We start from the raw sequence: 19,089 nt of genomic DNA on the forward strand, positions 1-19,089 counted from the left end.
CCATGCCCACCGCCGACCTGATCGTGACCGGAGCCCGGATCCGCACCCTCGATCCCGCCCGCCCCCGGGCCACCGCCGTAGCCGTGCGCGACGGGTGCGTCGCCGCGGTGGGGGAGGAGGCCGACGTACGCGACTGGCGCGGGCCCGGCACGGAGGTGGTGCGGCTGGACGGCGCGCATCTCGTGCCCGGTCTGGTGGACGCGCACAGCCACCCCGTGTGGGGTCTGGAGATGGCGACCGGCACCGACCTGTCGGCGGTGACGGACCTGGCCGGGCTGCGGGCCGCGCTGGCGTCCGCCGCACGCGTCGACGGCTGGGTCCTCGGGTACGGCCTGGACCACAACGCCTTCGAGGGCCGGCCCGTCGACCGCGCCCTCGTGGAGGACGTCCTGGCCGGATCGCCGGCCTTCCTGCGCCTGTACGACGGCCACTCCGCCCTCGCCGACGGCAAGGCCCTGGCCGCCGCCGGGGTCACCGGACCGCGGGACTTCGCGCAGCGCTCGCAGGTGGTGTGCGACGACACGGGACGGCCGACCGGGCACCTCGTCGAGCACGCGGCGATGGACCTGGTCGCCGCCGTCGCCCCCCGGCTGTCCCACGACGCCCGCCGGGCCCGGCTGCTCGGCCTGCTGTCCGCGATGGCGGCGACCGGGCTGACCGGCGCCCATGTCATGGACGGCGGCGACCTCGACCTGGTGGCGTCCGTGGCCGAGGAGACGGTCCTGCCGGTGCGGCTGCGTTTCGCGCCCTGGTGCATGCCCGGCGCGGACGCCGACGACCTGGAGGAACTGATCGCGGCCCAGGGCCTGAAGGGCCGTCACTGGCGGGTCGGCGCAGTCAAGTTCTTCATGGACGGCACCGTCGAGGGCGGCACCGCGTGGCTGCGGCACGCCGACTGCCACGGCCAGGGCACGGACGCCTTCTGGCCGGACCCCGGAGCCTACGCCGCCGCCGTACGCACCCTGCACGCGGCCGGCGTACGGACCGCCACGCACGCCATCGGGGACGCGGCCGTCCACCACGTCCTGGACACCGTGGCCGCCCTCGGCCCCGACGCCCGGGGACGGCACCGGATCGAGCACATCGAGACGGCGCCGGACGACCTGCTGCCCCGGTTCGCTCAGGTCGGGGTGGCCGCCTCGATGCAGCCTCCGCACACCGCCTACACCCGCCCCGACGGCACCGACGAGTGGTCCCGCCGGCTCGGCGCCGCACGGGCCGCCCACGCCTGGCGCCTGCGCGACCTGCGCGACGCGGGCGCCACTCTCGCCCTCGGCTCGGACTGGCCCATCGCCCACCACGACGTCCGGGCGGTCCTGGCGACGGCCCGCAGCCCCCGGGGCGCGGCCTCCCGGCGACCGGGCCTGACCGGCCTCGAAGCCCTGGAGGGCTGCACCACCCACGCGGCCCGCGCGGCGGGGGAGCAGGACGCCGCGGGACGGATCGCGCCCGGTTTCCGGGCCGACCTCACCGCGTTCTCCGTGGACCCGGTGGAGGCTCCCGCGGGCGAACTGGCGGACGCGCCGGTCCCCCTGACGGTGACGGGCGGTCATGTCGTGCACCAGGACTGCTGACTTCGAGGGGGGGATCGGCTGCTCGGCGGGCGCGAGGATCCGCGTCGCTACCGGGGAGGGTGGTGGTTCCCGCGTTCTTCGGGGTAACCGCCCGCCATGGGCGAGATAGTGGTCGGCACCTGTTCGTGGACGGACCGGGCGCTCGTCGGCAGCGGCTGGTACCCGACCGGACGGCGGGACGCGGAGGGCCGGTTGCGGCACTACGCCGAACGCTTCCGGGTCGTCGAGGCGGACTCGACGTACTACGCCCTGCCGAGCGAGCGCACCAGCGGGCTGTGGGCGGAGCGCACACCCGACGGCTTCGTGTTCGACGTGAAGGCCTTCTCCCTGCTGACCGGCCACCCCACCCGGTCCGCGGTGCTCCCGCCCGGGCTGCCCGACGACATCCGTTCCCCGAAGGCGCTGGACGAGGTGTGGCGGCGGTTCGCGGACGGCGTGCGGCCGCTGCGGGAGGCGGGCCGGCTGGGTGCCGTCCTGTTCCAGTTCCCGCCGTGGCTGCGGCCCGGGGCGCGGGCGCGGGAGGTCCTCGCCCAGTGCGCCGAGCGCACCGCGGGGTGGCCCGTCTGCGTGGAGTTCCGGCACCCCGACTGGTGGCGCGGCGAACAGGAGCGGACGACCGCGGAGTTGCTGCGGTCGTACGGATTCTCCGCCGTCGCCGTCGACATGGAGCCGTCACTGCCGTCCGCGGTGCCACCCGTCACGCCCGTGACCTCCTCGCGGTTGGCGGTCGTGCGCTTCCACGGCCGCAGCCCGGCCTGGGGGACGGGCAGCAAGGAGGACCGCTTCCGCCACGAGTACACCGACGACGAACTGCGGGAGTGGCTGCCCCGGGTGCGCGCGCTGGCCGGACGGGCCGAGCAGGTGCACGTGCTGTTCAACAACTGCTGCGCCGACGCCGCCGTCCGGGCCGCCGCGAGGATGCGCGAGCTGCTCCGGAGCTGACGGACGCCGGCGGACCGTCAGGCGGTCGCCTTCAGGGTGCCCTTGGCGAGCTCGAACGCCGGGAGCATCGCCTCGTGCTCCTCGGTGTCCATGCCGCCGAGATGCAGCACGACCGGGCCGTCGGGCGTGGTCACGGCGAGGGCGCGCTCCTTCTTCGTCTCCTCCAGCAGCTCACTGGTGGTGACGTACTCCACCTCTGCGCCGGTGAGGCCGCCCGCCTCGAAGGTGCGGTACGTCGCCCCGCTCGACCCGCTCTCGGCGGTGACGAAGTCCTCCAGCACGGCGCGGGCGTCGGCGTCGCCCGGCTCGCCGGTCCACACGCGCAGGAAACCGATCTTCCCGGCGGGCTTGGCGTCGACCTCGCAGGCCATGGTGACGGGGCCCTGACGGAGCAGCGCGTCGGCGAGCTCGTCGGTCAGCTCGTCGCCGGTGTCGCCCTCCCGCGAGGCCGAGTCGACGGCCTCGGCCTTCCAGAACTCGGCGATGTCGAAGGTGACGGGCAGTTCACAGGCGGACCCGTCGGCGCCGACGCTGCCCCCGCGCGCCGCGACCTCGGCGGTGGCCTTCGCCGCCCCCTTGGCCGACGCCTTCGAGGACGCTTCCGAGTCCTGCCCGGTCTGCCCGCATCCCGTCGCCACACCCGTCAGCAAGGCCGCCACCACCAGGCCCCGCCCCACGTTCCCCACCCCGAAGCGCACCGCTGTCTCCCCTTCTTTCCGGCACCGGTCCACCCGGTACCGGCGGAGCACTGTATCCGAGGCCTCCGACACACCGGACGGGCAGGTCGCGGCGGCCGGCGCGAGCCTGCCCCGCGCCTGCCGAGCGCGCGGCGCGCCCGGACCGACCGGCGGGGCGAGGGGGCGCGCCCGGACCGACCGGCGGGGCGAGGGGGCGCGCCCGCCCGGACCGACGCGGCGGGGCGACGAGGCCGCGCCCACTCCGGAATGCGGGAATGTCCCAACCCCCTCCTCCGTTGTACGGCGTGACTGACATGCACGGCTCAATGCAGAGGATGCGGTGCGTGTCGGTGGAAGGAGGTTCCCCATGGCACGCAGCACGGCGCGCCCCGTCATCACCCTGAGGTCCACGGCCGGCACCGGTGTCACCTACGTGACCCGCAAGAACCGTCGGAACGACGCCGACCGGCTGGTCCTGCGCAAGTACGACCCCGTGGCGGGACGCCACGTCGCCTTCCGCGAGGAACGGTGACCTCGGCGCACGACCGGAGTGCGTTCGAGCGGCGTTCGGACGACCGGAGTGCGTACGACCGGAGTGCGTACGGCCGAAGTGCGTTCGGGCGGAGGGTGTCCGACCGGAGGAGGCAGTCATGAAGGTGCGCAAGTCCCTGCGCTCGCTGAAGTCCAGGCCCGGCGCCCAGGTGGTGCGCCGCAAGGGGGTGACCTTCGTCATCAACAAGAAGGAACCCCGCTCCAAGGCCCGCCAGGGCTGAGCGGCCAGGACCGGTCCGGTGGGCCCGGCCCCGATGCGGGGCCGGGCCCACCGGTATGCCGTCACCCGCCGCGCCCCCTCACCGGGCGGATCCGCCCCGGCCGCTCTACGGTGGGGGAGCGGCCGTGCTCTCCGGAGACACCGTCCGCTCCCGGCCGGCGCCGACTTCTCCCACCGTCCGAACCGGCCGGGATCCCGCACACGTTCCCGTCCCTGCTCCGCGCGCGCTCAGTGGCGCACCGCCGCGTCCGGTGCCGCCGCACGCGTGGACAACGGGCTGCCGGCCGGCAGGAAGAACAGGGCACAGATGCTCAGGGTCTGCGTCCCCCGGTTCTCCGCCTTGTGCACGCCCTGCGGTCCCACGGGCTCCACGATGCACTCGCCGGCGGTGGTGACGCACTCGGAACCGTCCGCCAGGGTCCGGGTGAGCGTCCCGGCGGTGACCACCGCCACGACCCTGCCCTCGTGGTAGTGCCAGGGCAGCTCCCCGCCCGGCGGGATCTCGTACCGCGCCACGACCACGCGGGTGTGCTCCGGCGCGGCGAGGGCGAGCTGTTCGGTGAGGACGCCGTCGGCCAGCAGGGCCGGTACGGGATCGGCGGCGGGCCGGGCCGCCACGGGCGACGGGCCGCTCACGATGTCCGCCTCGGTAACGGGGCCGGTGTCATGGTCCGCTGGTCAGTGCGTTTCACGCGGTGAGATTATCCGATCGGTGTTACGGGGTCGTGACGGGCTGTCAGGGGCGCGGGGTACGGCAGTCCACCGGAGGGGAACCCGGCATTCGCCCCGGTCACGGGCTCGGAGTGATCCCCGACGGCCGTCTCGGCGTCTACCGGGGCGACCGACCCGGCGTGCGGCCCGCCACCTCCACGGCCAACCGCTCGTACGGGGACGAGATGCGGCCGTACGCCCGGATGGGCGCGTGGCGAGTGGTTGGGGAGGACGGTGGGGATCGTGGGTCCGGCACGGCGACGGCGACAGGGCGGCACGGAGGGGCGGTGGGGCGACGCCGCCGACAGCGGGCACCGGGCCGGTGCGGCGCGGCGTGCGGCCGCCTTCACCGGGCGCACGCTGCGCGCCGAGTGGCACGCCATCGTCGTCGACCCGGTACGACGGCTGCGCCGACGGGGGCCGTCCCGGCTCCTGCTGGCGTTCGTCGCCTGCGGTGGCGTGATCTTCTTCCACGCCCTCGCGCAGCGGCCGGCCGGCGCGGAGGTGGTGCGGGCCCTCGGCGGGGTCCAGGGCGACCTGCCCCTGTGGCTGGCCCTGCTGCGCACCCCGGTCTCCCTGTACGTCCCGGCGCTCGACCTGCCGGTGTGGGCCGGCATCACCCAGCTGTTCCTGGCCTTCGCCCTGGCCGAGGTCACCCTCGGGCGAGCACGGACCCTGGCGGTCGCCTACGCGACCACACTGGCCGGCACCCTCACGGCACGGGTGATGATCGCGGCGGGGCCGGACCGGTGGGGGTTCGGACTGCCGCCCGAGGCGGGGCAGGTGCTCGACACCGGTCCGTCCGCGGCCGTCGTGGGTCTCTTCACGTACCTCTCGGTCGTCCGCCGTGCCACCGTCGTCTTCCTCCTCACCGGCGGCTCGATGGTGTGGGAGTCGATCGCCCGGCCCAACCTCGCCGGCCGTGAACACCTCGTCGCCGTCGCCGCCGCCCTCGTCCTGGGCCTGCTCCACGAAGGGCGGGGGAGACGGCGGCGGATCCTGTCCCGGCCCGCACCCGAGCACGCGGAGCCGGAGCGTCCGGAACCGGGACACCTCCCTGAGGTACCGGCGGAAGCGCAGGACAGGGCCTGTCTGCAAGAGATTGCTGTGAATTCTCGGGGCGGTTGAACACTGCGGGGTCCGGCTGCGTATTGGGCCGGGGGATTTCATGTCCTGGCCGTCGACGAGGTTTTGGAGCACTCCGTGGGACACAACAGGCGCAGACGCCCGACGGGCGGACGGCGCGCGACCTTCGCCGCGGTCGCGTTGATGCTGGGCGGCGGAGGGATGATGGCCGCCAACGTCTACGCGTCCGCGACCGAGGACGACTCCGGAACGCCCTGGACGTCGGGCTCCGTCACCATCGACTGCCCGGACGTCGGCAGCCGGCTGACCAGCGTGCCGGACGCGGCCGCGCAGGAGGTCGACCGCGAACTCGCCCTGCTGGACGAGCAGATCGCCGCCGCCTACCGGCAACTCCAGGGCTCGGCACAGGCCGTGCGTGAGGACGCCGGCTTCGCCGACAACGCGGTGATGAACCCGCTGAAGGAGAAGCGCGGCGCGACCATCGAGCGGATCGCGGTCGCCATCGAGCGCGCCGGGGACCGCCCGGAGGGCCTGGAGGACCTCGCCGCGTGCAGCCTGCGCACCGCCGACGACCAGGCGGGCGAGGCCGGCCAGGGGCAGGACGGTCAGAACCAGGACGGTCAGGGCCGGGAGGACCAGGGCCAGGACGGTCAGGACCAGAACGGTCAGGAGCAGAACGGCGGGCAGGGCGACGACGGCCAGCAGGACGACGGCCAGCAGGGCAACGGCGGGCAGGCCGGGAACGGCCCCGTGGCCGCCGACTACGCGGACATCACCACGATCCAGCCTGCCCAGCAGACCCCGCCCGCGACCGCCGACGCCTCCCGCGGCACCTTCAGCACCAGCTGCGGCGTCAACGCCAACGGCCTGTTCAACTCCGACAACGTGATCGTCGCGCCCGGTGTCACCAACGGCGCCCACCACTTCCACGACTACGTCGGCAACCAGGCCAACGACGCCTTCGCCTCGGACGACGACCTCGCGAACGCCGAGACCAGCTGCGTCGACCAGGGCGACAGGTCCTCGTACTTCTGGCCGGTGCTGCGGCTGCAGAACGGCACGCAGGAGCGGGACGCCCAGGCTCCGGGCGGCGGCATCGAGGGCAACGCCGGTGAGATCGTGACGCCCAAGGAGGTCACGATGACCTTCGTCGGCAACGCGCGCGGCGAGGTCACGGCCATGCCCCGGCTGCTGCGCATCATCACCGGCGACGCCAAGGCCTTCGTCAACGGCACGGCCAACGCCAACGCGTCCTGGAGCTGCACCGGCTTCGAGGACCGTCAGCTCAAGGACAAGTACCCGCTCTGCCCGGACGGCAGCGACGTGGTGCGCACCTTCCGCTTCCAGAGCTGCTGGGACGGCACCAACATCGACAGCGCCAACCACCGCACCCATGTGGCGTTCGCCGGCGCCGACGGCGGCTGCCCGGCCGGTTTCCGGGCCATCCCGCAGCTCGTCCAGCGGATCGTCTACGACGTCGACGCGCCCAGCCTCCAGGACGGCGGGCGCACGACCCCGCTGTTCGCGGTGGACTCCTTCCCCGAGCAGCTGCACAAGCCGGTCACGGACCACGGTGACTTCATCAACGTCTTCGACGAGGACCTGATGGGCCAGATGGTCGACTGCATCAACGAGGGCCGCACCTGCGGCGCCGGCTCCGGCGGCGACAACGGAGGGAACGACGGCGGCGACAACGGAGGGAACGACGGCGGCGACAACGGAGGGAACGACGGCGCCGGTGACAACGGCGGCGACAACGGCGCCGGTGACAACGGGACCGGCGACGGCGCGGACAACGGCTCCGGCCAGGAGCAGGGCCAGGACCAGGGCCAGGACCAGGACCAGGACCAGGACCAGGGAGGGCAGCAGCCCCCCGCCCAGAACCCCGAGGCACCCGGGACCGACCCCGCGGAGACCGCACCCGCCGACCCCGACCCCGCCGCCGGTGACGCCGGTGACGCGGACACCCCGGTGAGCGCGGAACCCCGCGCCTACGCGAAGCCCACCACCAAGTCGACCCAGGCGGCGGCCCCGCCCGCCCAGGACCCCGGCGCGCAGAACGGCGGCGGCACGCAGAGCGACACCGGCAACGCCGCGACCGCGCCGACGCAGACCCCGCCCCCCGCCGACGCGGGCGACACCCCCGTCGTCCCCGCGCCGCAGGCCCAGGGCGGACTGGCCGACACCGGCGCCGACCTGTGGCCCGCGGCCGCCGGAGGGCTGCTGGTGATCGGAGGGTTCGTCCTTCTGCGCCGTTCCGCCAAGCGTCCGTACTGAGGTCCCCGCGGCTTCTCCCCGCGCGAAGGGGGCACGTTCGGGTGCACCCGGAGGGGAGGAGCCGCCCCTCCACCGGGCCGCGCGGTATATGTCGCTCGGAGCGACCGGAGTGACCGGACCGGCCGCTCCGAGCGACACCACCGGCCCGGGAGCCGGGACGGATGCCACGCGACCAGGGAGCGCCATGGAGCACACGGAGTACGACTACGACCTCGGCACCCACGGCCGACCCGTCACCACCTCGTCCCCCGAGGCGCAACGCTGGTTCGACCGCGGCCTGGTCTGGTCGTACGGCTTCCACCACGAGGAGGCCGTCGCCTGCTTCGAGGCCGCCGCCCGCGCGGACCCCGACTGCGCGATGGCGTACTGGGGCATCGCCTACGCCCTGGGCCCCAACTACAACAAGCCCTGGGAGTTCTTCGACGAACAGGACCTGGTGCGGACCGTCGCCCGCACCCATGAGGCGGTCGAGCGCGCCCACGCGAAGGCCGTGCGCGCCACCCCCGTCGAACGGGCCCTGATCGGCGCGCTGCGCGCCCGCTACCCGCAGGAGCGGCCCGCGATGGACTGCTCGGTGTGGAACGCCCCCTACGCCGACGCCATGCGCGCCGTCCACGAACTCGCCCCGGACGACCCGGACGTCGCCGCCCTGTACGCCGACGCCCTGATGAACCTCACGCCCTGGCAGCTGTGGGACCAGCGCACCGGCGAGCCCGCCGAGGGCGCCCGCACCTTGGAGGCCAAGGCGGTGCTGGACCGCGCGCTCGCCGACGGGGCCGCCACCGACCACCCCGGCATCCTGCACTTCTACCTCCACCTGATGGAGATGTCGCCGGCTCCCGAGAAGGCCCTGCCGGTCGCCGACCGGCTGCGCGACCTGGTGCCCGATGCCGGGCACCTGCAGCACATGCCCTCGCACCTGGAGGTGCTGTGCGGCGACTACCGCGCGGTGGTGTCGGACAACACGAGGGCGATCGCCGCCGACGAGAAGTACCACGCGCGGGCCGGGGCGATGAACTTCTACACCCTCTACCGGGCCCACAACTACCACTTCAAGATCTACGGGGCGATGTTCCTCGGCCAGGCGCGGGTCGCCCTGGAGGCCGCCGACCGACTGGAGGCGTCCCTTCCGGAGGATTTGCTGCGGGTGGAGAGCCCGCCCATGGCGGACTGGCTGGAGGCCTTCCTCGCCATGCGGGTGCACGTGCTGATCCGCTTCGGGCGCTGGGCCGACATCCTGGATCTGCCGGCGCCCGCCGACCCCGAGCTGTACAGCATGACCACCGCGATGCGGCACTACGCCCGCGGCGTCGCGCTCTCCGCGACCGGCCGCATCCCGGAGGCGGAGGCCGAACGCCGGCTGTTCGGCGAGGCCGTCGCCCGGGTCCCCGAGACCCGCATGCTGTTCAACAACACCTGCGCCGACATCCTCGCGATCGCCTCCGCGATGCTCGACGGCGAGCTGGAGTACCGCAAGGGCGACCACGACGCCGCCTTCGCCGCCCTGGAACGCTCGATCGTCCTGGACGACAGCCTCCCCTACGACGAGCCGTGGGGCTGGATGCAGCCCACCCGTCACGCGTACGGCGCCCTCCTCCTGGAGCAGGGCCGCGTCGCGGAGGCCGAGGCGGTCTACCGCGCCGATCTCGGCCTCGACGACACGCTGCCCCGCTCCTCCCAGCACCCCGGCAACGTCTGGTCCCTGCACGGGCTCCACGAGTGCCTCGTACGGCTCGGCAAGGAGGGGGAGGCCCGGATCGTCGCCCAGCAGCTGAGGTTCGCGGCCGCGCTGACGGACGTACCCGTCGAGGCGTCTTGCTTCTGCCGCCTCGACACGGCCCCCGGGACCCCCGGCGCGGGCGGCTGCTGCGGCATGGACAATTGACCGACCGTCCGCCCGGGATGCCGAGCGGTCCCGCCCGTCATGACCATGGACGCGGCGGGCCGCGGGTGTCCGCAGCGGGCGGGATACCGTTGGCGCCGTCCAGGCGGAACAGGGGGACTTCGCACGATGGCGGGCGCAGGGTGAACGAGACACGTACGACGACGACCGGCGGCCAGGTCCGCCCGTACGGCGGGGTCGGCCGCGCGCGGGGATGGGCCAGGCTCGCCCTGCTGCTCGTCGCCGGCTGCGCCGCGGTGGTGGGCGCGGGGGCCGGCTCCGGCGGCTGGCTGGTGCTGCTCGCCGGCCTCGCCGGACTCGCGCTGGCCGGGGCGGGCGTGTGGTGGATGCTCGCGCACCGGGGCGGGGCCCGGCTCCTGGGCGGCCTGCTGGCCGTGACCGCGCCCGTCGGCGTCCTGGTGCTGTACGCGGCGTCGGGGCTGTGGGTGGTGGCCGTGGGCGCGCTCGCGCTGTGGGCGGCCGCGCTCGCCTCCGCCCGGACCGCGCTGCGCAGCCTGCGCCGGCCCAGGGGTACCCACGGCCGCCGCACCCGGCCGCCCCGCCGGCCCGTCCTGATCATGAACGTGCGCTCGGGCGGCGGAAAGGTCGAGAAGCACCGTCTCGTCGAACGTGCCGAGGCGCTGGGCGCCCGGGTGGTCCTGCTCGGCACGGACGACGGCTGGACCGACCCGGTCGTGGAGGCCCGCAAGGCCGTCGCCGAGGGCGCCGACCTGCTCGGTGTCGCGGGGGGCGACGGCACCCAGGCGCTCGTCGCGGCCGTCGCCGCCGAACACGGCCTGCCGTTCCTGGTCGTCGCCGCCGGCACCCGCAACCACTTCGCCATGGACCTCGGCCTGGACCGCACCGACCCCGTGCGCAGCCTCGACGCCCTCATCAACGGCGTCGAACTCCGGGTCGACCTGGGGGACGTCGCCGGGCGGGCCTTCGTCAACACCGTCTCCTTCGGGGCGTACGCGGAGATAGTGCAGAACCCCGAGTACCGCGACGCCAAGGCCGCCACCGCCCTGGAGCACCTGCCCGACCTGCTGCAGGGCGGCGCCGGCCCCACCCTCGACGTCCACGCGGACGACGTCCGTATCCACGCGCCGCAGGCCGTCCTGGTCAGCAACAACGCCTACGCCCGCGCCGACCCGCTCGGCGGCGGCCGCCGCCCTCGTCTGGAGACCGGGCTGCTCGGCGTGATCGGCGTCCGCGTGGAGGGCGCCGCCCAGGCCGCCGAACTGGCCCTGCTCGGCGAACGGGCCAGCGGCATCACCTCCCTCACCGCCCGGCGCGTGGTCGTCGAGGCCGACCGGGACCGCATCCCGGTGGCCGTCGACGGCGAGGCGCTCGAACTGCCCGCCCCGGTGGTGTGCACGGTGCGGCCCAGCGTGCTCCGGGTCCGGGTGCCCCGGCACCGTCCCGGCGCCGCCTACGCGCCACCGGCCATCGACTGGCGGCGCATCGTCCGCCTCGCACTCGGCCACCCCGACCCCCGCACGATCAAGGATGCGTACGATGTCTGACCGCCGACCGAAGTTCTCCGCCCTGCGACTCGTGCGCGACCTCGCGACCCTGGACCAGGCGCTGTACGAGGCGGTCACCGTCACCAGGACGCCCACCCTGGACACCGCGCTGCGCCGGCTGTCCGCGGCCGCCGACCACTCCAAGCTCTCCTTCGCCGTCGCCGCGGGCCTGGCCCTGCGGGGCGGACGGGGGCGCCGCGCCGCCGTCCTCGGCGTCGCGGCCGTCGGCGTGGCCTCGGCCACCGCCAACCTGGCCGGCAAGCGGCTGGTACGCCGGCCGCGACCGCACCGCGCCGAGGACTCGCCGTTCCCGGGGCGCCATGTGCCGATGCCGGACTCCGCGTCCTTCCCGTCCGGGCACACCGCCTCGGCCGTCGCCTTCGCGGCCGCCGTGGGCCCGGCCCTCCCGGCCGCCGCCGTCCCGCTGGGCCTGCTCGCCTGCGCGGTGGGCTACTCGCGGGTCCACACCGGCGTGCACTACCCGGGTGACGTCGTCGCCGGCGCGCTCCTCGGCACGGGATCGGCGGCTCTGGTGCTGTCCCTCGCGTCCCGCGCCGACGTCTGAGCGCTCCCCCCCCGCCCGCAGTACGTCCCTACTCCCGCCCGCAGTACAGGAAGAGGTGCGGCTCGGGGCCGGCCTCGGGATGGTCGGGGGTGAACAGCGTGTTCTCCTCGGCCAGCACCGTCAGTCCCGCCCCGGCCACCACGTCGGCCAGGTCCGCACCGGCGAAGCTGGTGACCCGCACCGGCTGCCCCATGAAGACGGCGTCGACTCCCTCGACGTCCAGCGGCACGGTGGCGAGCACGAGACTGCCGCCCGGCAGCAGCGCCCGCGTCAGCCGGCCGAGCAGAGCGGCCTGTTCCGCGCGCTCCATCTGCAGCAGGGAGAAGTACACGCAGACCGCGTGGTACGAGCTCTCGTCCAGCGTGAGATCCCGCACATCCCCGCACCGGAACGTCGCCCCGGGCACCTGCCGGGTGGCGAGGTCCACCATCACGGGGGAGACGTCGACCCCCAGCACGTCGTGTCCCGCTCCGGCCAGGGTGGCGGCCGTCGGCCGGCCCGTCCCGCTGCCGACGTCCAGCACCCGGCTGCCCGGCGCCAGCCGGCCCAGCAGCCACTCCAGGGACCGGAGATGCGCCTCCGAGTGCGCGAACGCCTTCTCGTATCCGGACCCCAGCGCGTCGAACACCGCCGCCGCACGCCGTCCGTCGTCCTTGCCGCCCAAGCCGGCCTCCCGTTGTGGTAGCGGATCGGATCCGGCGATCCTCGCACTCAGGGGCCGGTTCACGCCATGTGCCGGGGCGGTTCCGGGAAGCGGCCGGAATCAGAGTTTCCGCTACCGACAGTAACGTGATCAACTTTCATCTTCAGGTGGGGCTACTGGCAAGTAATACCGGCCCCGACCCCGTCGTTCCGTCTGGAGGACCCCCCATGACCACTCCTGAGGATGCTCTGCACCAGGCGCGTGCCACCTATGAGGAGCACGTCCGCACCTGCCGCCAGTGCTATGTGGACACCGTGCCGTGCGCCGTCTCGAAGCACCTCCTGCGCATCTACAACAACGCCAGGAGGGGGCAGATGCGCCCGAACCCGGCCGTCCGCTAGGCCCGGCCTCAGCGCCCCGCGGACACCGCCACCGTCAGGTTCCTGATCTCGTAGCCGCCGATGTCGTCCATGAACGACACCCGCGGCTCGCCGGTCATCCGCAGGCCGTCGAGCGCGAGGAGCCGGCTGAGCAGGACGTCCGCCTCCAGTACGGCGACGGCGGCACCCGGACAGCGGTGCGCACCGTCCCCGAAGGCAGCCCGGCCGCCCCCGGCCCCAGCTCCAGGGCCCGGCCCGGACGCAGCAGGTACGGGTCGGGGCCCACGACGTCCGGGTCGGTGTTGGCCTCGTCGACGAAGACGGTGATCAGCTCGCCGGGAGGGACCGTGGTCCCGCCGTCCCGCGTGGGCAGCCGCAGGGGTGCGGTCGCCCGGCGCGACAGCCGTCCGACGACGGGTTCCAGCCGCAGGATCTCCTGCAGCAGGCCGAGCCGCTCCGGCTCGTCCGCCGCCCGGTACCGGTCGAAAAGCTCCCGGTCTTCGAAGAGGTGCCAGGCGGCGAGACAGATGAACTCGCGGGTGGTGACCATGCCCGCCGCCGCGTACGTCAGGCACTCGCCGAGGATCTCCGCGTCGGAGCACCCCTCGGAGAGCAGGTGGGAGTCTCCACCGTCTCGATGCCGAGCCCGGCCTGCACGGTCCGCGTACTGCGCAGCACCTCGCGGGTGGCCGCGTAGCCGTGGATCTGCCAGGACCCGTCCGGCCCACGGCTCACCGGGCAGCCGGGCCGTTCGCGTCCCCGGCCGACCTTGCGTACGGTCTCCCGCGCGTCCCCCATCGGGCCACCCCTCCCTCGCCGGGCCTTCGCCGTGTTCTCGCCGGGCCGGAGGCCAGTGTGACCGCCGTGCGGCGCACCGCGATGCACGCTTACCGGCCACGGCTCACCGCCAGGCGGGGGAGAGGGCACGGCGGGGAGAGGGGCGGGTAGGGGAGGGCGGACGCGCCTCAGGCGGGCCGTACCGCGCCGCGCAGCGCGCCCTCGCCGAGGTCGTGCACCGACTCCTCGCGGATGGACGCGCCGGGGCCCGGCGCGTGGATCATCATGCCGTTGCCCGTGCACAGGCCGGTGTGGCTCAGGTCGTCGAAGAAGAAGACGAGGTCGCCGGGGCGCAGATCGTCGTGGCCGACCCGGGGGAACGCCCGCGCCTGGTCGACGGATGCCCGCGGCAGCGTCACCCCGGCGGCCTTCCAGGCGGCCTGGGTGAGGCTGGAGCAGTCGTAGGACTCCGGTCCCGTCGCTCCCCACACGCACGGCCGCCCGATCTGGGCACGGGCGAAGGCGAGGGCTTTCTCCGCCTTGCCGAGGTAGGCGGGGCCGGATCCGTAGGTGGTGGCACCGGTGGGGGCTTGGACGGGGGCGGAGGGGGCGAGGGCCGGGGCCGGGGCGCTGACGGCGGCTGCGGGCACGGCGGTGCCGGGGACCGGGAGGGCGAACTCGGATGCGGGGAGGGCCGCTTGCGATGTCGGCAGGACGAACTCCGGTGCGGGGAGGGTCGCTTGCGCCGTCGGGAGGGCGACGTCCGGTGCGGACACTGCGGCTTGCGGCGTCGGAGGGGTGAAGTCGGGTGCGGGCAGGACGGCTTCCGGTGTCGGGAGGGCCAAGTCGGGTGCCGGGAGAGCGGCTTGCGGCGTCGTAAGGGCGAAGTCGGGTGCGGGGAGAGCGGCTTGCGGCGTCGGGAGCCCGGTGGAGGGTGCCATGAGGCCGTAACTGGCCGCGAGGAGGCCGGTCTCGGGGGCCGGGAAGCCGGACACGGGCGGTTGCAGGACGGGTTCCGGTGTCAGGGTGCCGCGAGCGGCGGCGGGCAAGCCGGTTCCGGTGGTCGGGGCCAGGCCGTCGGCGTCCGTCGTCCCGGACGCGTCGGAGCCGAGGCCCGTCCACTGTCCCGACCACGTGTCCGTCGTCGGCGGGTAGGCGGGCAGTTCCCCGGTGTCCCAGGTCCGCCCGACCGGCTCCCAGGTCCGCTCGGCCGGACGTGACTCGATCGCCAGGAGCGACGCCACCGGCTGCGCGACGCCGCGGGCCAGCACCTCACGGGCCGTGGTGAGCTTGCGCCGGATCTGCTCCTTGGTGTTCCGCAGCCCGGGCCGCGCCGCCGCCGGGGCGGAGGAGGGCGCGGGCAGCAGGGCCCTGGGCTCCTCCTGCCGGGGCGCGGGCGCCGCCGGCAGCGCGGCCACGGCCCGCCCCGTCGGCTCCGGCCCCCGCCGCTCGACCGCCTCGAGCTCGAGCCGGCCGCCGGCCGCCTCCAGCTCCCGTACGGCGTCGGAGCCTGCCGGTCGCTGCGGACGTGCGGGCCGGGCCGGGCGCTCGGGCAGGCGATCGGACGGCAGGGAAGCGGGGGCGGTCGGCCCGAGCCGGCTGCGCGCCACGTCGAACCACTGCCGGGCGACGGCCTCCAGCGACGGATCGGCCGCCCGGCGCCCGCTGTTGGCGACGGAGGTGACGGTCCTGCGGCGGCCGCTCTTCATGGCGCGGGTGGCGTTGAAGGTCCCGGTGTCGGTCTCGGCCCGGTCGTAGAGCGCCCTGACCCGCTGCTGGATCTCCGCATGGCTCGGCTCGCCCATGTCCTCGAAGCGTGCGGAACCCGGGCCCGTGGGGAGCGGGGTGCGATCCGTCGCCATGGAAGACGTACTCCTTCCGTGCTCCGCCGGCCGAGTGGGCGGTGGATGCGGGCCGTCCTGTCCCAGGATGCCCCGAGCTCGCTGCGCCGTAGGGCGGTCGAGCATCCCACCCCGGGGTTGGACGGTCCCCGGCTCCGGCCGTACCACTGGTGTCACGGACTCGGCGGAGGCCGCGCGGCCGGCGGGGTTCGCCGGAGTCGGTCGTGCGGCCTGGGCGTCAACCTAGCCAACGTGTGACGCTCGTGTGAAGATTCACGGGTCAAATGTCCGATACGTATTCGTGACCTTCGTCTCGCTCGGCCGCAACGAGGTTTGGCTCGCCCCGACTTGGCCGGTACGCCGTGCCGCCCTCGACTCGTACGCCGTGGCCGCTGCCCTGCGGCGCCCGGCGTCGGCGGGCCCGCGTCACGTCAGGCCCGGCGGCCGCACCCCACCTGCGTCCGGCGCAGAGGGGAGGCGTCCCCCATTCGCGTCGGGAACGGCCCCTCTGTCGCGCTCACGCCCCGTGGGCGTCGGGCTCGGGGTGCCGGGAGCGGTGGACCTCGTCGTGGACCAGCAGGGAGAGCAGGGACGCCACGGTCAGACCCGCCTCCGCCGGGTGGCGCAGTACCTTGCCGGGCTCGATCCGGTAGGTGTTGCCGCGCCCCTCGCGCGTATGGGACAGGTAGCCGTCCCGCTCGAGATCGGAAATGATTTTCTGGACGGCGCGTTCGGTGAGCCGGCAGTGCGCGGCGATGTCGCGGATCCGGGCGTGACGGTTGTCCCAGATGACCGCCAGCACGCGGGCGTGGTTGGTCAGGAACGTCCATCCGGTATGCGGCTCAGGCACTCCCTCCATGAGGCCCATCCTAGGGCCAAGTATTCACGTATACAAAAGCCTGAACTCGATTTCGTGTATCAGTTGACGTGTGATGTGCTCTCGGGTGAATCTGGAACCACATGAAAGGTGACCGGGGAGGCGGTCATGTCGGAGCCTGTGTACGACGCGAACCCTGGCGTCGGGGACGATCGCGTACCGGCCGAGACGAGCGGGGCGCCACCCGCCCGGACCGTGCTCGTGCCCGAGATCGCCCTCCGCCCGGACGGTGACCGCGTCGTCGTGGCGGTGCGCGGGGAGCTCGACCTCGAGTCCGCCGAGCAGCTCGACCACGCCCTGCGTGCGGCCCTGGCCGCCGCGGTCGGCGGCATCGACCTCGACCTCCACGAGGTGGTGTTCTGCGACTGCTCCGCCCTGAACGTGCTGATCGCCGCGCGCGAGCAGGGTCTGAAGCAGGGCAAGACCCTGACCATCCGCTCGGCCGGTCCCGTCGTCGAGCGGCTGCTCGCCCTCACCGGGACGGAGGGCCTGTTCGCCGACCCCGACCCCCACCGCGACGACGACGTGCCCCACCCGAACGGTCGGCACGACGGCGCCGGCGACGCCGAGCGGGACCTGCGCGTCGAGGTCGTACAGCTCCGCCGTGCCATGCAGACCCGCCCGGTCATCGACCTGGCCCGCGGCATCCTCATGGCGTCCTTCGCGCTGAGCGCGGAGGACGCCTGGCGGGTCCTGGTGGAGGCCTCCCAGCACACCAACACCAAACTGCACCACCTCGCCCGCGACCTGGTCGCCGCAGTGCGGGGCGCGCCCCCGGCGGAGGCCGTGCAGGAGCAGGTGGCGGCGGCGGTGACCAAGGTCAGGGCGGAGGCCCTGCCCGACGGTGGAATCGATCGCTGCGGAGAATGAGCCGATCGATTCGAGCGAGTCCACGCTCGATTCGATCGACCGGTGCTTGTTTTCCCACTGTTTCGATCGTAGATTTCGGGCACTCATCCGTCTCTCCCGTCCGGGGTGTGCCATGGACCGTGCCCGACTGCGTCAGCTGCTGGCCCGCGAGAGCGCGGAGGCCGAACGGCGCAACCCCCGCTCCCGGGCCGCCCACGCCCGCGCCGACCACCTCTTCGGCCGAGTGCCGATGACCTGGATGAACAAGACGGCCGGCGCGTTCCCCCGCTACCTTGACTCAGCGCGCGGCGCCCGGGTCCGCGACATCGACGGGCACGACTACATCGACTTCTGCCTGGGCGACACCGGCGCCATGGCGGGCCACTCCCCGGCCGCCGTCGCCGACGCGGTGCAGCACCGGTTCACCACGCTCGGCGGCGCCACCGCGATGCTGCCCACCGAGGACGCGGAGTGGGTCGGAGCGGAGCTGACCCGCCGGTTCGGACCCACCCACTGGAGCTTCGCGCTCACCGCGACCGACGCCAACCGCTGGGCCGTCCGCCTCGCCCGCGCCGTCACCGCCCGCCCCAAGATCCTCGTGAACAGCTACTGCTACCACGGCAGTGTCGACGAGTCCCTCATCGTGACCGGCCCCGACGGCCACGGCACCGCCCGCCCCGGCAACGTCGGCGCGCCCTGCGACGTCACCCTCACCAGCCGCGTCGCCGAGTTCAACGACCTGGACCACCTCGAGCGCGAACTCGCCCACCGCGACGTGGCAGCCGTCCTCATGGAACCCGCGCTCACCAACATCGGCATCGTCCTGCCGGACCCCGGCTACCTCGAGGGCGTCCGTGAGCTGACCCGCCGCCACGGCACGCTCCTGATCAACGACGAGACCCACACCTTCTCCGCCGGCCCCGGCGGCTGCACCGCAGCCTGGGACCTGGAGCCCGACGTCCTCACCATCGGCAAGGCCATCGGCGGAGGCATCCCGGCCGGCGCCTACGGCCTCTCCGCCGACCTCGCCGACCGGCTGCTCGGCCGCGCCGACCTGGACCTGGTGGACATGGGCGGCGTCGGCGGCACCCTCGCCGGCAACGCCCTGTCCGTCGCCGCGACGCGGGCCACCCTCGAACACGTCCTCACCGACGAGGCGTTCGCCCGCATGCACAAGCTGTCCGAGCGCTTCGAGGCCGGGGTGCGCGCGGGCATCGACGCCCACGCGCTGCCCTGGTCCGTCAGCCGCCTCGGCGCCCGCACCGAGTACCGCTTCACCTCCCCCGCACCCCGCACCGGCACCGACGCCGCGGCCGCCGGCGACACCGAACTGGAGGACTTCCTCCACCTCTACCTCGCCAACCGGGGCATCCTCCTCACCCCCTTCCACAACATGGCCCTCATGTGCCCCGACACGACGGAGCAGGACGTCGACACCCACACCGAGCTCTTCGCGGCGGCCCTCGCCGAACTGGCCGGCTGAGCCCCGGCACCGGGAGCCTGTCCGGCACGACCCGCCGGGCAGGCCCTCAGAGCTCCGAACAAGGGGCGCCCGGCTCGCGGCGCCCGGCACGCACGCCCGCCGCGTTGCCGGAAGGCCCTGGTATCCGCTACAAGGACCTTCCGGCGCCCCGCGATCGCACGCACCGGACGCCGCGAGCTGATCGGACTCCCCTTTTGTTCGGAGCTCTGAGGTGGGCCGGCCTGAGG

19 protein-coding genes are annotated in these 19,089 nt (G+C 74.1%); 12 read left to right on the forward strand and 7 right to left on the reverse strand.

What is annotated here, in order from left to right:
- Positions 1–2 precede the first annotated feature (2 nt).
- On the forward strand, positions 3–1,574 hold the full coding sequence (locus ACIBBD_RS13045) for an amidohydrolase (protein ID WP_399419408.1): 1,572 nt from the start codon (positions 3–5) through the stop codon (positions 1,572–1,574).
- Positions 1,575–1,670: 96 nt separating this feature from the next.
- Positions 1,671–2,516, forward strand: coding sequence for a DUF72 domain-containing protein (locus ACIBBD_RS13050; RefSeq protein WP_399419409.1), 846 nt, complete (start codon positions 1,671–1,673; stop codon positions 2,514–2,516).
- Positions 2,517–2,533: 17 nt separating this feature from the next.
- Here ACIBBD_RS13050 and ACIBBD_RS13055 read toward each other — a convergent pair whose 3' ends face one another.
- Positions 2,534–3,214, reverse strand: coding sequence for a lipoprotein (locus ACIBBD_RS13055; RefSeq protein WP_399419410.1), 681 nt, complete (start codon positions 3,212–3,214; stop codon positions 2,534–2,536).
- A 346-nt stretch (positions 3,215–3,560) separates the two neighbouring features.
- On the opposite strand from ACIBBD_RS13055, the gene rpmG reads away from it, so the two are divergent.
- Both rpmG and ykgO read left to right on the forward strand, forming a co-directional pair.
- Complete coding sequence (gene rpmG / locus ACIBBD_RS13060; protein WP_399419411.1) at positions 3,561–3,725, forward strand: 50S ribosomal protein L33; 165 nt, start codon at positions 3,561–3,563, stop codon at positions 3,723–3,725.
- A 118-nt stretch (positions 3,726–3,843) separates the two neighbouring features.
- Entirely contained in the window at positions 3,844–3,966 is a 123-nt protein-coding gene (ykgO, locus tag ACIBBD_RS13065) for a type B 50S ribosomal protein L36 (RefSeq protein ID WP_399419412.1), read from the forward strand.
- Positions 3,967–4,193: 227 nt separating this feature from the next.
- On the opposite strand, the gene ACIBBD_RS13070 is transcribed toward ykgO, so the two are convergent.
- On the reverse strand, positions 4,194–4,601 hold the full coding sequence (locus ACIBBD_RS13070) for a cupin domain-containing protein (RefSeq protein WP_399419413.1): 408 nt from the start codon (positions 4,599–4,601) through the stop codon (positions 4,194–4,196).
- 435 nt (positions 4,602–5,036) lie between these two features.
- Here ACIBBD_RS13070 and ACIBBD_RS13075 point away from each other — a divergent pair, with 435 nt between their 5' ends.
- The 5 genes from ACIBBD_RS13075 to ACIBBD_RS13095 all read left to right on the forward strand — a co-directional run bounded on the left by ACIBBD_RS13075 (position 5,037) and on the right by ACIBBD_RS13095 (position 12,012).
- Complete coding sequence (locus ACIBBD_RS13075) at positions 5,037–5,804, forward strand: hypothetical protein (protein WP_399419495.1); 768 nt, start codon at positions 5,037–5,039, stop codon at positions 5,802–5,804.
- A gap of 162 nt (positions 5,805–5,966) precedes the next feature.
- Entirely contained in the window at positions 5,967–8,039 is a 2,073-nt protein-coding gene (locus ACIBBD_RS13080) for a DUF1996 domain-containing protein (RefSeq protein WP_399419496.1), read from the forward strand.
- A gap of 184 nt (positions 8,040–8,223) precedes the next feature.
- The gene (locus tag ACIBBD_RS13085; RefSeq protein ID WP_399419414.1) at positions 8,224–9,924 is read left to right on the forward strand and encodes a hypothetical protein; all 1,701 of its coding nucleotides are present in this window, start codon (positions 8,224–8,226) and stop codon (positions 9,922–9,924) included.
- 140 nt (positions 9,925–10,064) lie between these two features.
- The gene (locus ACIBBD_RS13090) at positions 10,065–11,447 is read left to right on the forward strand and encodes a diacylglycerol/lipid kinase family protein (protein ID WP_399419415.1); all 1,383 of its coding nucleotides are present in this window, start codon (positions 10,065–10,067) and stop codon (positions 11,445–11,447) included.
- Positions 11,440–12,012, forward strand: coding sequence for a phosphatase PAP2 family protein (locus tag ACIBBD_RS13095; RefSeq protein WP_399419416.1), 573 nt, complete (start codon positions 11,440–11,442; stop codon positions 12,010–12,012). Before ACIBBD_RS13090 ends, ACIBBD_RS13095 begins: the two co-directional genes overlap by 8 nt.
- A 28-nt stretch (positions 12,013–12,040) precedes the next feature.
- On the opposite strand, the gene ACIBBD_RS13100 is transcribed toward ACIBBD_RS13095, so the two are convergent.
- Positions 12,041–12,676, reverse strand: a complete 636-nt coding sequence (locus tag ACIBBD_RS13100; protein ID WP_399419417.1) for a class I SAM-dependent methyltransferase — start codon at positions 12,674–12,676, stop codon at positions 12,041–12,043.
- A 206-nt stretch (positions 12,677–12,882) separates the two neighbouring features.
- Between ACIBBD_RS13100 and ACIBBD_RS13105 the strand changes: the two genes are divergently transcribed.
- Positions 12,883–13,056 carry a hypothetical protein gene (locus ACIBBD_RS13105; protein ID WP_399419418.1) on the forward strand — a complete coding sequence of 58 codons (174 nt, stop codon included), beginning with the start codon at positions 12,883–12,885 and terminating at the stop codon, positions 13,054–13,056.
- 94 nt (positions 13,057–13,150) lie between these two features.
- Here ACIBBD_RS13105 and ACIBBD_RS13110 read toward each other — a convergent pair whose 3' ends face one another.
- From ACIBBD_RS13110 to ACIBBD_RS13125, 4 genes are all read right to left on the reverse strand, one after another.
- Positions 13,151–13,585 (reverse strand): hypothetical protein, encoded by a 435-nt coding sequence (locus ACIBBD_RS13110; RefSeq protein WP_399419419.1) that lies wholly within the window; start codon positions 13,583–13,585, stop codon positions 13,151–13,153.
- 17 nt (positions 13,586–13,602) lie between these two features.
- On the reverse strand, positions 13,603–13,833 hold the full coding sequence (locus ACIBBD_RS13115) for a hypothetical protein (protein ID WP_399419420.1): 231 nt from the start codon (positions 13,831–13,833) through the stop codon (positions 13,603–13,605).
- Between the two features lie 167 nt (positions 13,834–14,000).
- Positions 14,001–15,674, reverse strand: a complete 1,674-nt coding sequence (locus ACIBBD_RS13120; RefSeq protein WP_399419421.1) for an NlpC/P60 family protein — start codon at positions 15,672–15,674, stop codon at positions 14,001–14,003.
- Between the two features lie 496 nt (positions 15,675–16,170).
- The gene (locus ACIBBD_RS13125) at positions 16,171–16,512 is read right to left on the reverse strand and encodes a helix-turn-helix transcriptional regulator (RefSeq protein ID WP_399419422.1); all 342 of its coding nucleotides are present in this window, start codon (positions 16,510–16,512) and stop codon (positions 16,171–16,173) included.
- Between the two features lie 126 nt (positions 16,513–16,638).
- Here ACIBBD_RS13125 and ACIBBD_RS13130 point away from each other — a divergent pair, with 126 nt between their 5' ends.
- Positions 16,639–17,400, forward strand: coding sequence for an ANTAR domain-containing protein (locus ACIBBD_RS13130; protein ID WP_399419423.1), 762 nt, complete (start codon positions 16,639–16,641; stop codon positions 17,398–17,400).
- Positions 17,401–17,512: 112 nt separating this feature from the next.
- Entirely contained in the window at positions 17,513–18,862 is a 1,350-nt protein-coding gene (locus ACIBBD_RS13135; protein WP_399419424.1) for a transaminase, read from the forward strand.
- Positions 18,863–19,089 lie beyond the last annotated feature (227 nt).

The organism is Streptomyces sp. NPDC051315 (genome assembly GCF_044455165.1).
Lineage (GTDB): Bacteria > Actinomycetota > Actinomycetes > Streptomycetales > Streptomycetaceae > Streptomyces.

What these genes read in the sequence shown, in the direction of transcription:
- ACIBBD_RS13045 (WP_399419408.1), top strand. Translation starts at nt 3, where the DNA reads ATGCCCACCGCCGACCTGATCGTGACCGGAGCCCGGATCCGCACCCTC.
- ACIBBD_RS13050 (WP_399419409.1), top strand. Translation starts at nt 1,671, where the DNA reads ATGGGCGAGATAGTGGTCGGCACCTGTTCGTGGACGGACCGGGCGCTC.
- rpmG (WP_399419411.1), top strand. Translation starts at nt 3,561, where the DNA reads ATGGCACGCAGCACGGCGCGCCCCGTCATCACCCTGAGGTCCACGGCC.
- ykgO (WP_399419412.1), top strand. Translation starts at nt 3,844, where the DNA reads ATGAAGGTGCGCAAGTCCCTGCGCTCGCTGAAGTCCAGGCCCGGCGCC.
- ACIBBD_RS13080 (WP_399419496.1), top strand. Translation starts at nt 5,967, where the DNA reads ATGGCCGCCAACGTCTACGCGTCCGCGACCGAGGACGACTCCGGAACG.
- ACIBBD_RS13085 (WP_399419414.1), top strand. Translation starts at nt 8,224, where the DNA reads ATGGAGCACACGGAGTACGACTACGACCTCGGCACCCACGGCCGACCC.
- ACIBBD_RS13095 (WP_399419416.1), top strand. Translation starts at nt 11,440, where the DNA reads ATGTCTGACCGCCGACCGAAGTTCTCCGCCCTGCGACTCGTGCGCGAC.
- ACIBBD_RS13105 (WP_399419418.1), top strand. Translation starts at nt 12,883, where the DNA reads ATGACCACTCCTGAGGATGCTCTGCACCAGGCGCGTGCCACCTATGAG.
- ACIBBD_RS13110 (WP_399419419.1), bottom strand. Translation starts at nt 13,585, where the DNA reads ATGGTCACCACCCGCGAGTTCATCTGTCTCGCCGCCTGGCACCTCTTC.
- ACIBBD_RS13115 (WP_399419420.1), bottom strand. Translation starts at nt 13,833, where the DNA reads ATGGGGGACGCGCGGGAGACCGTACGCAAGGTCGGCCGGGGACGCGAA.
- ACIBBD_RS13120 (WP_399419421.1), bottom strand. Translation starts at nt 15,674, where the DNA reads ATGGCGACGGATCGCACCCCGCTCCCCACGGGCCCGGGTTCCGCACGC.
- ACIBBD_RS13125 (WP_399419422.1), bottom strand. Translation starts at nt 16,512, where the DNA reads ATGGAGGGAGTGCCTGAGCCGCATACCGGATGGACGTTCCTGACCAAC.
- ACIBBD_RS13130 (WP_399419423.1), top strand. Translation starts at nt 16,639, where the DNA reads ATGTCGGAGCCTGTGTACGACGCGAACCCTGGCGTCGGGGACGATCGC.
- ACIBBD_RS13135 (WP_399419424.1), top strand. Translation starts at nt 17,513, where the DNA reads ATGGACCGTGCCCGACTGCGTCAGCTGCTGGCCCGCGAGAGCGCGGAG.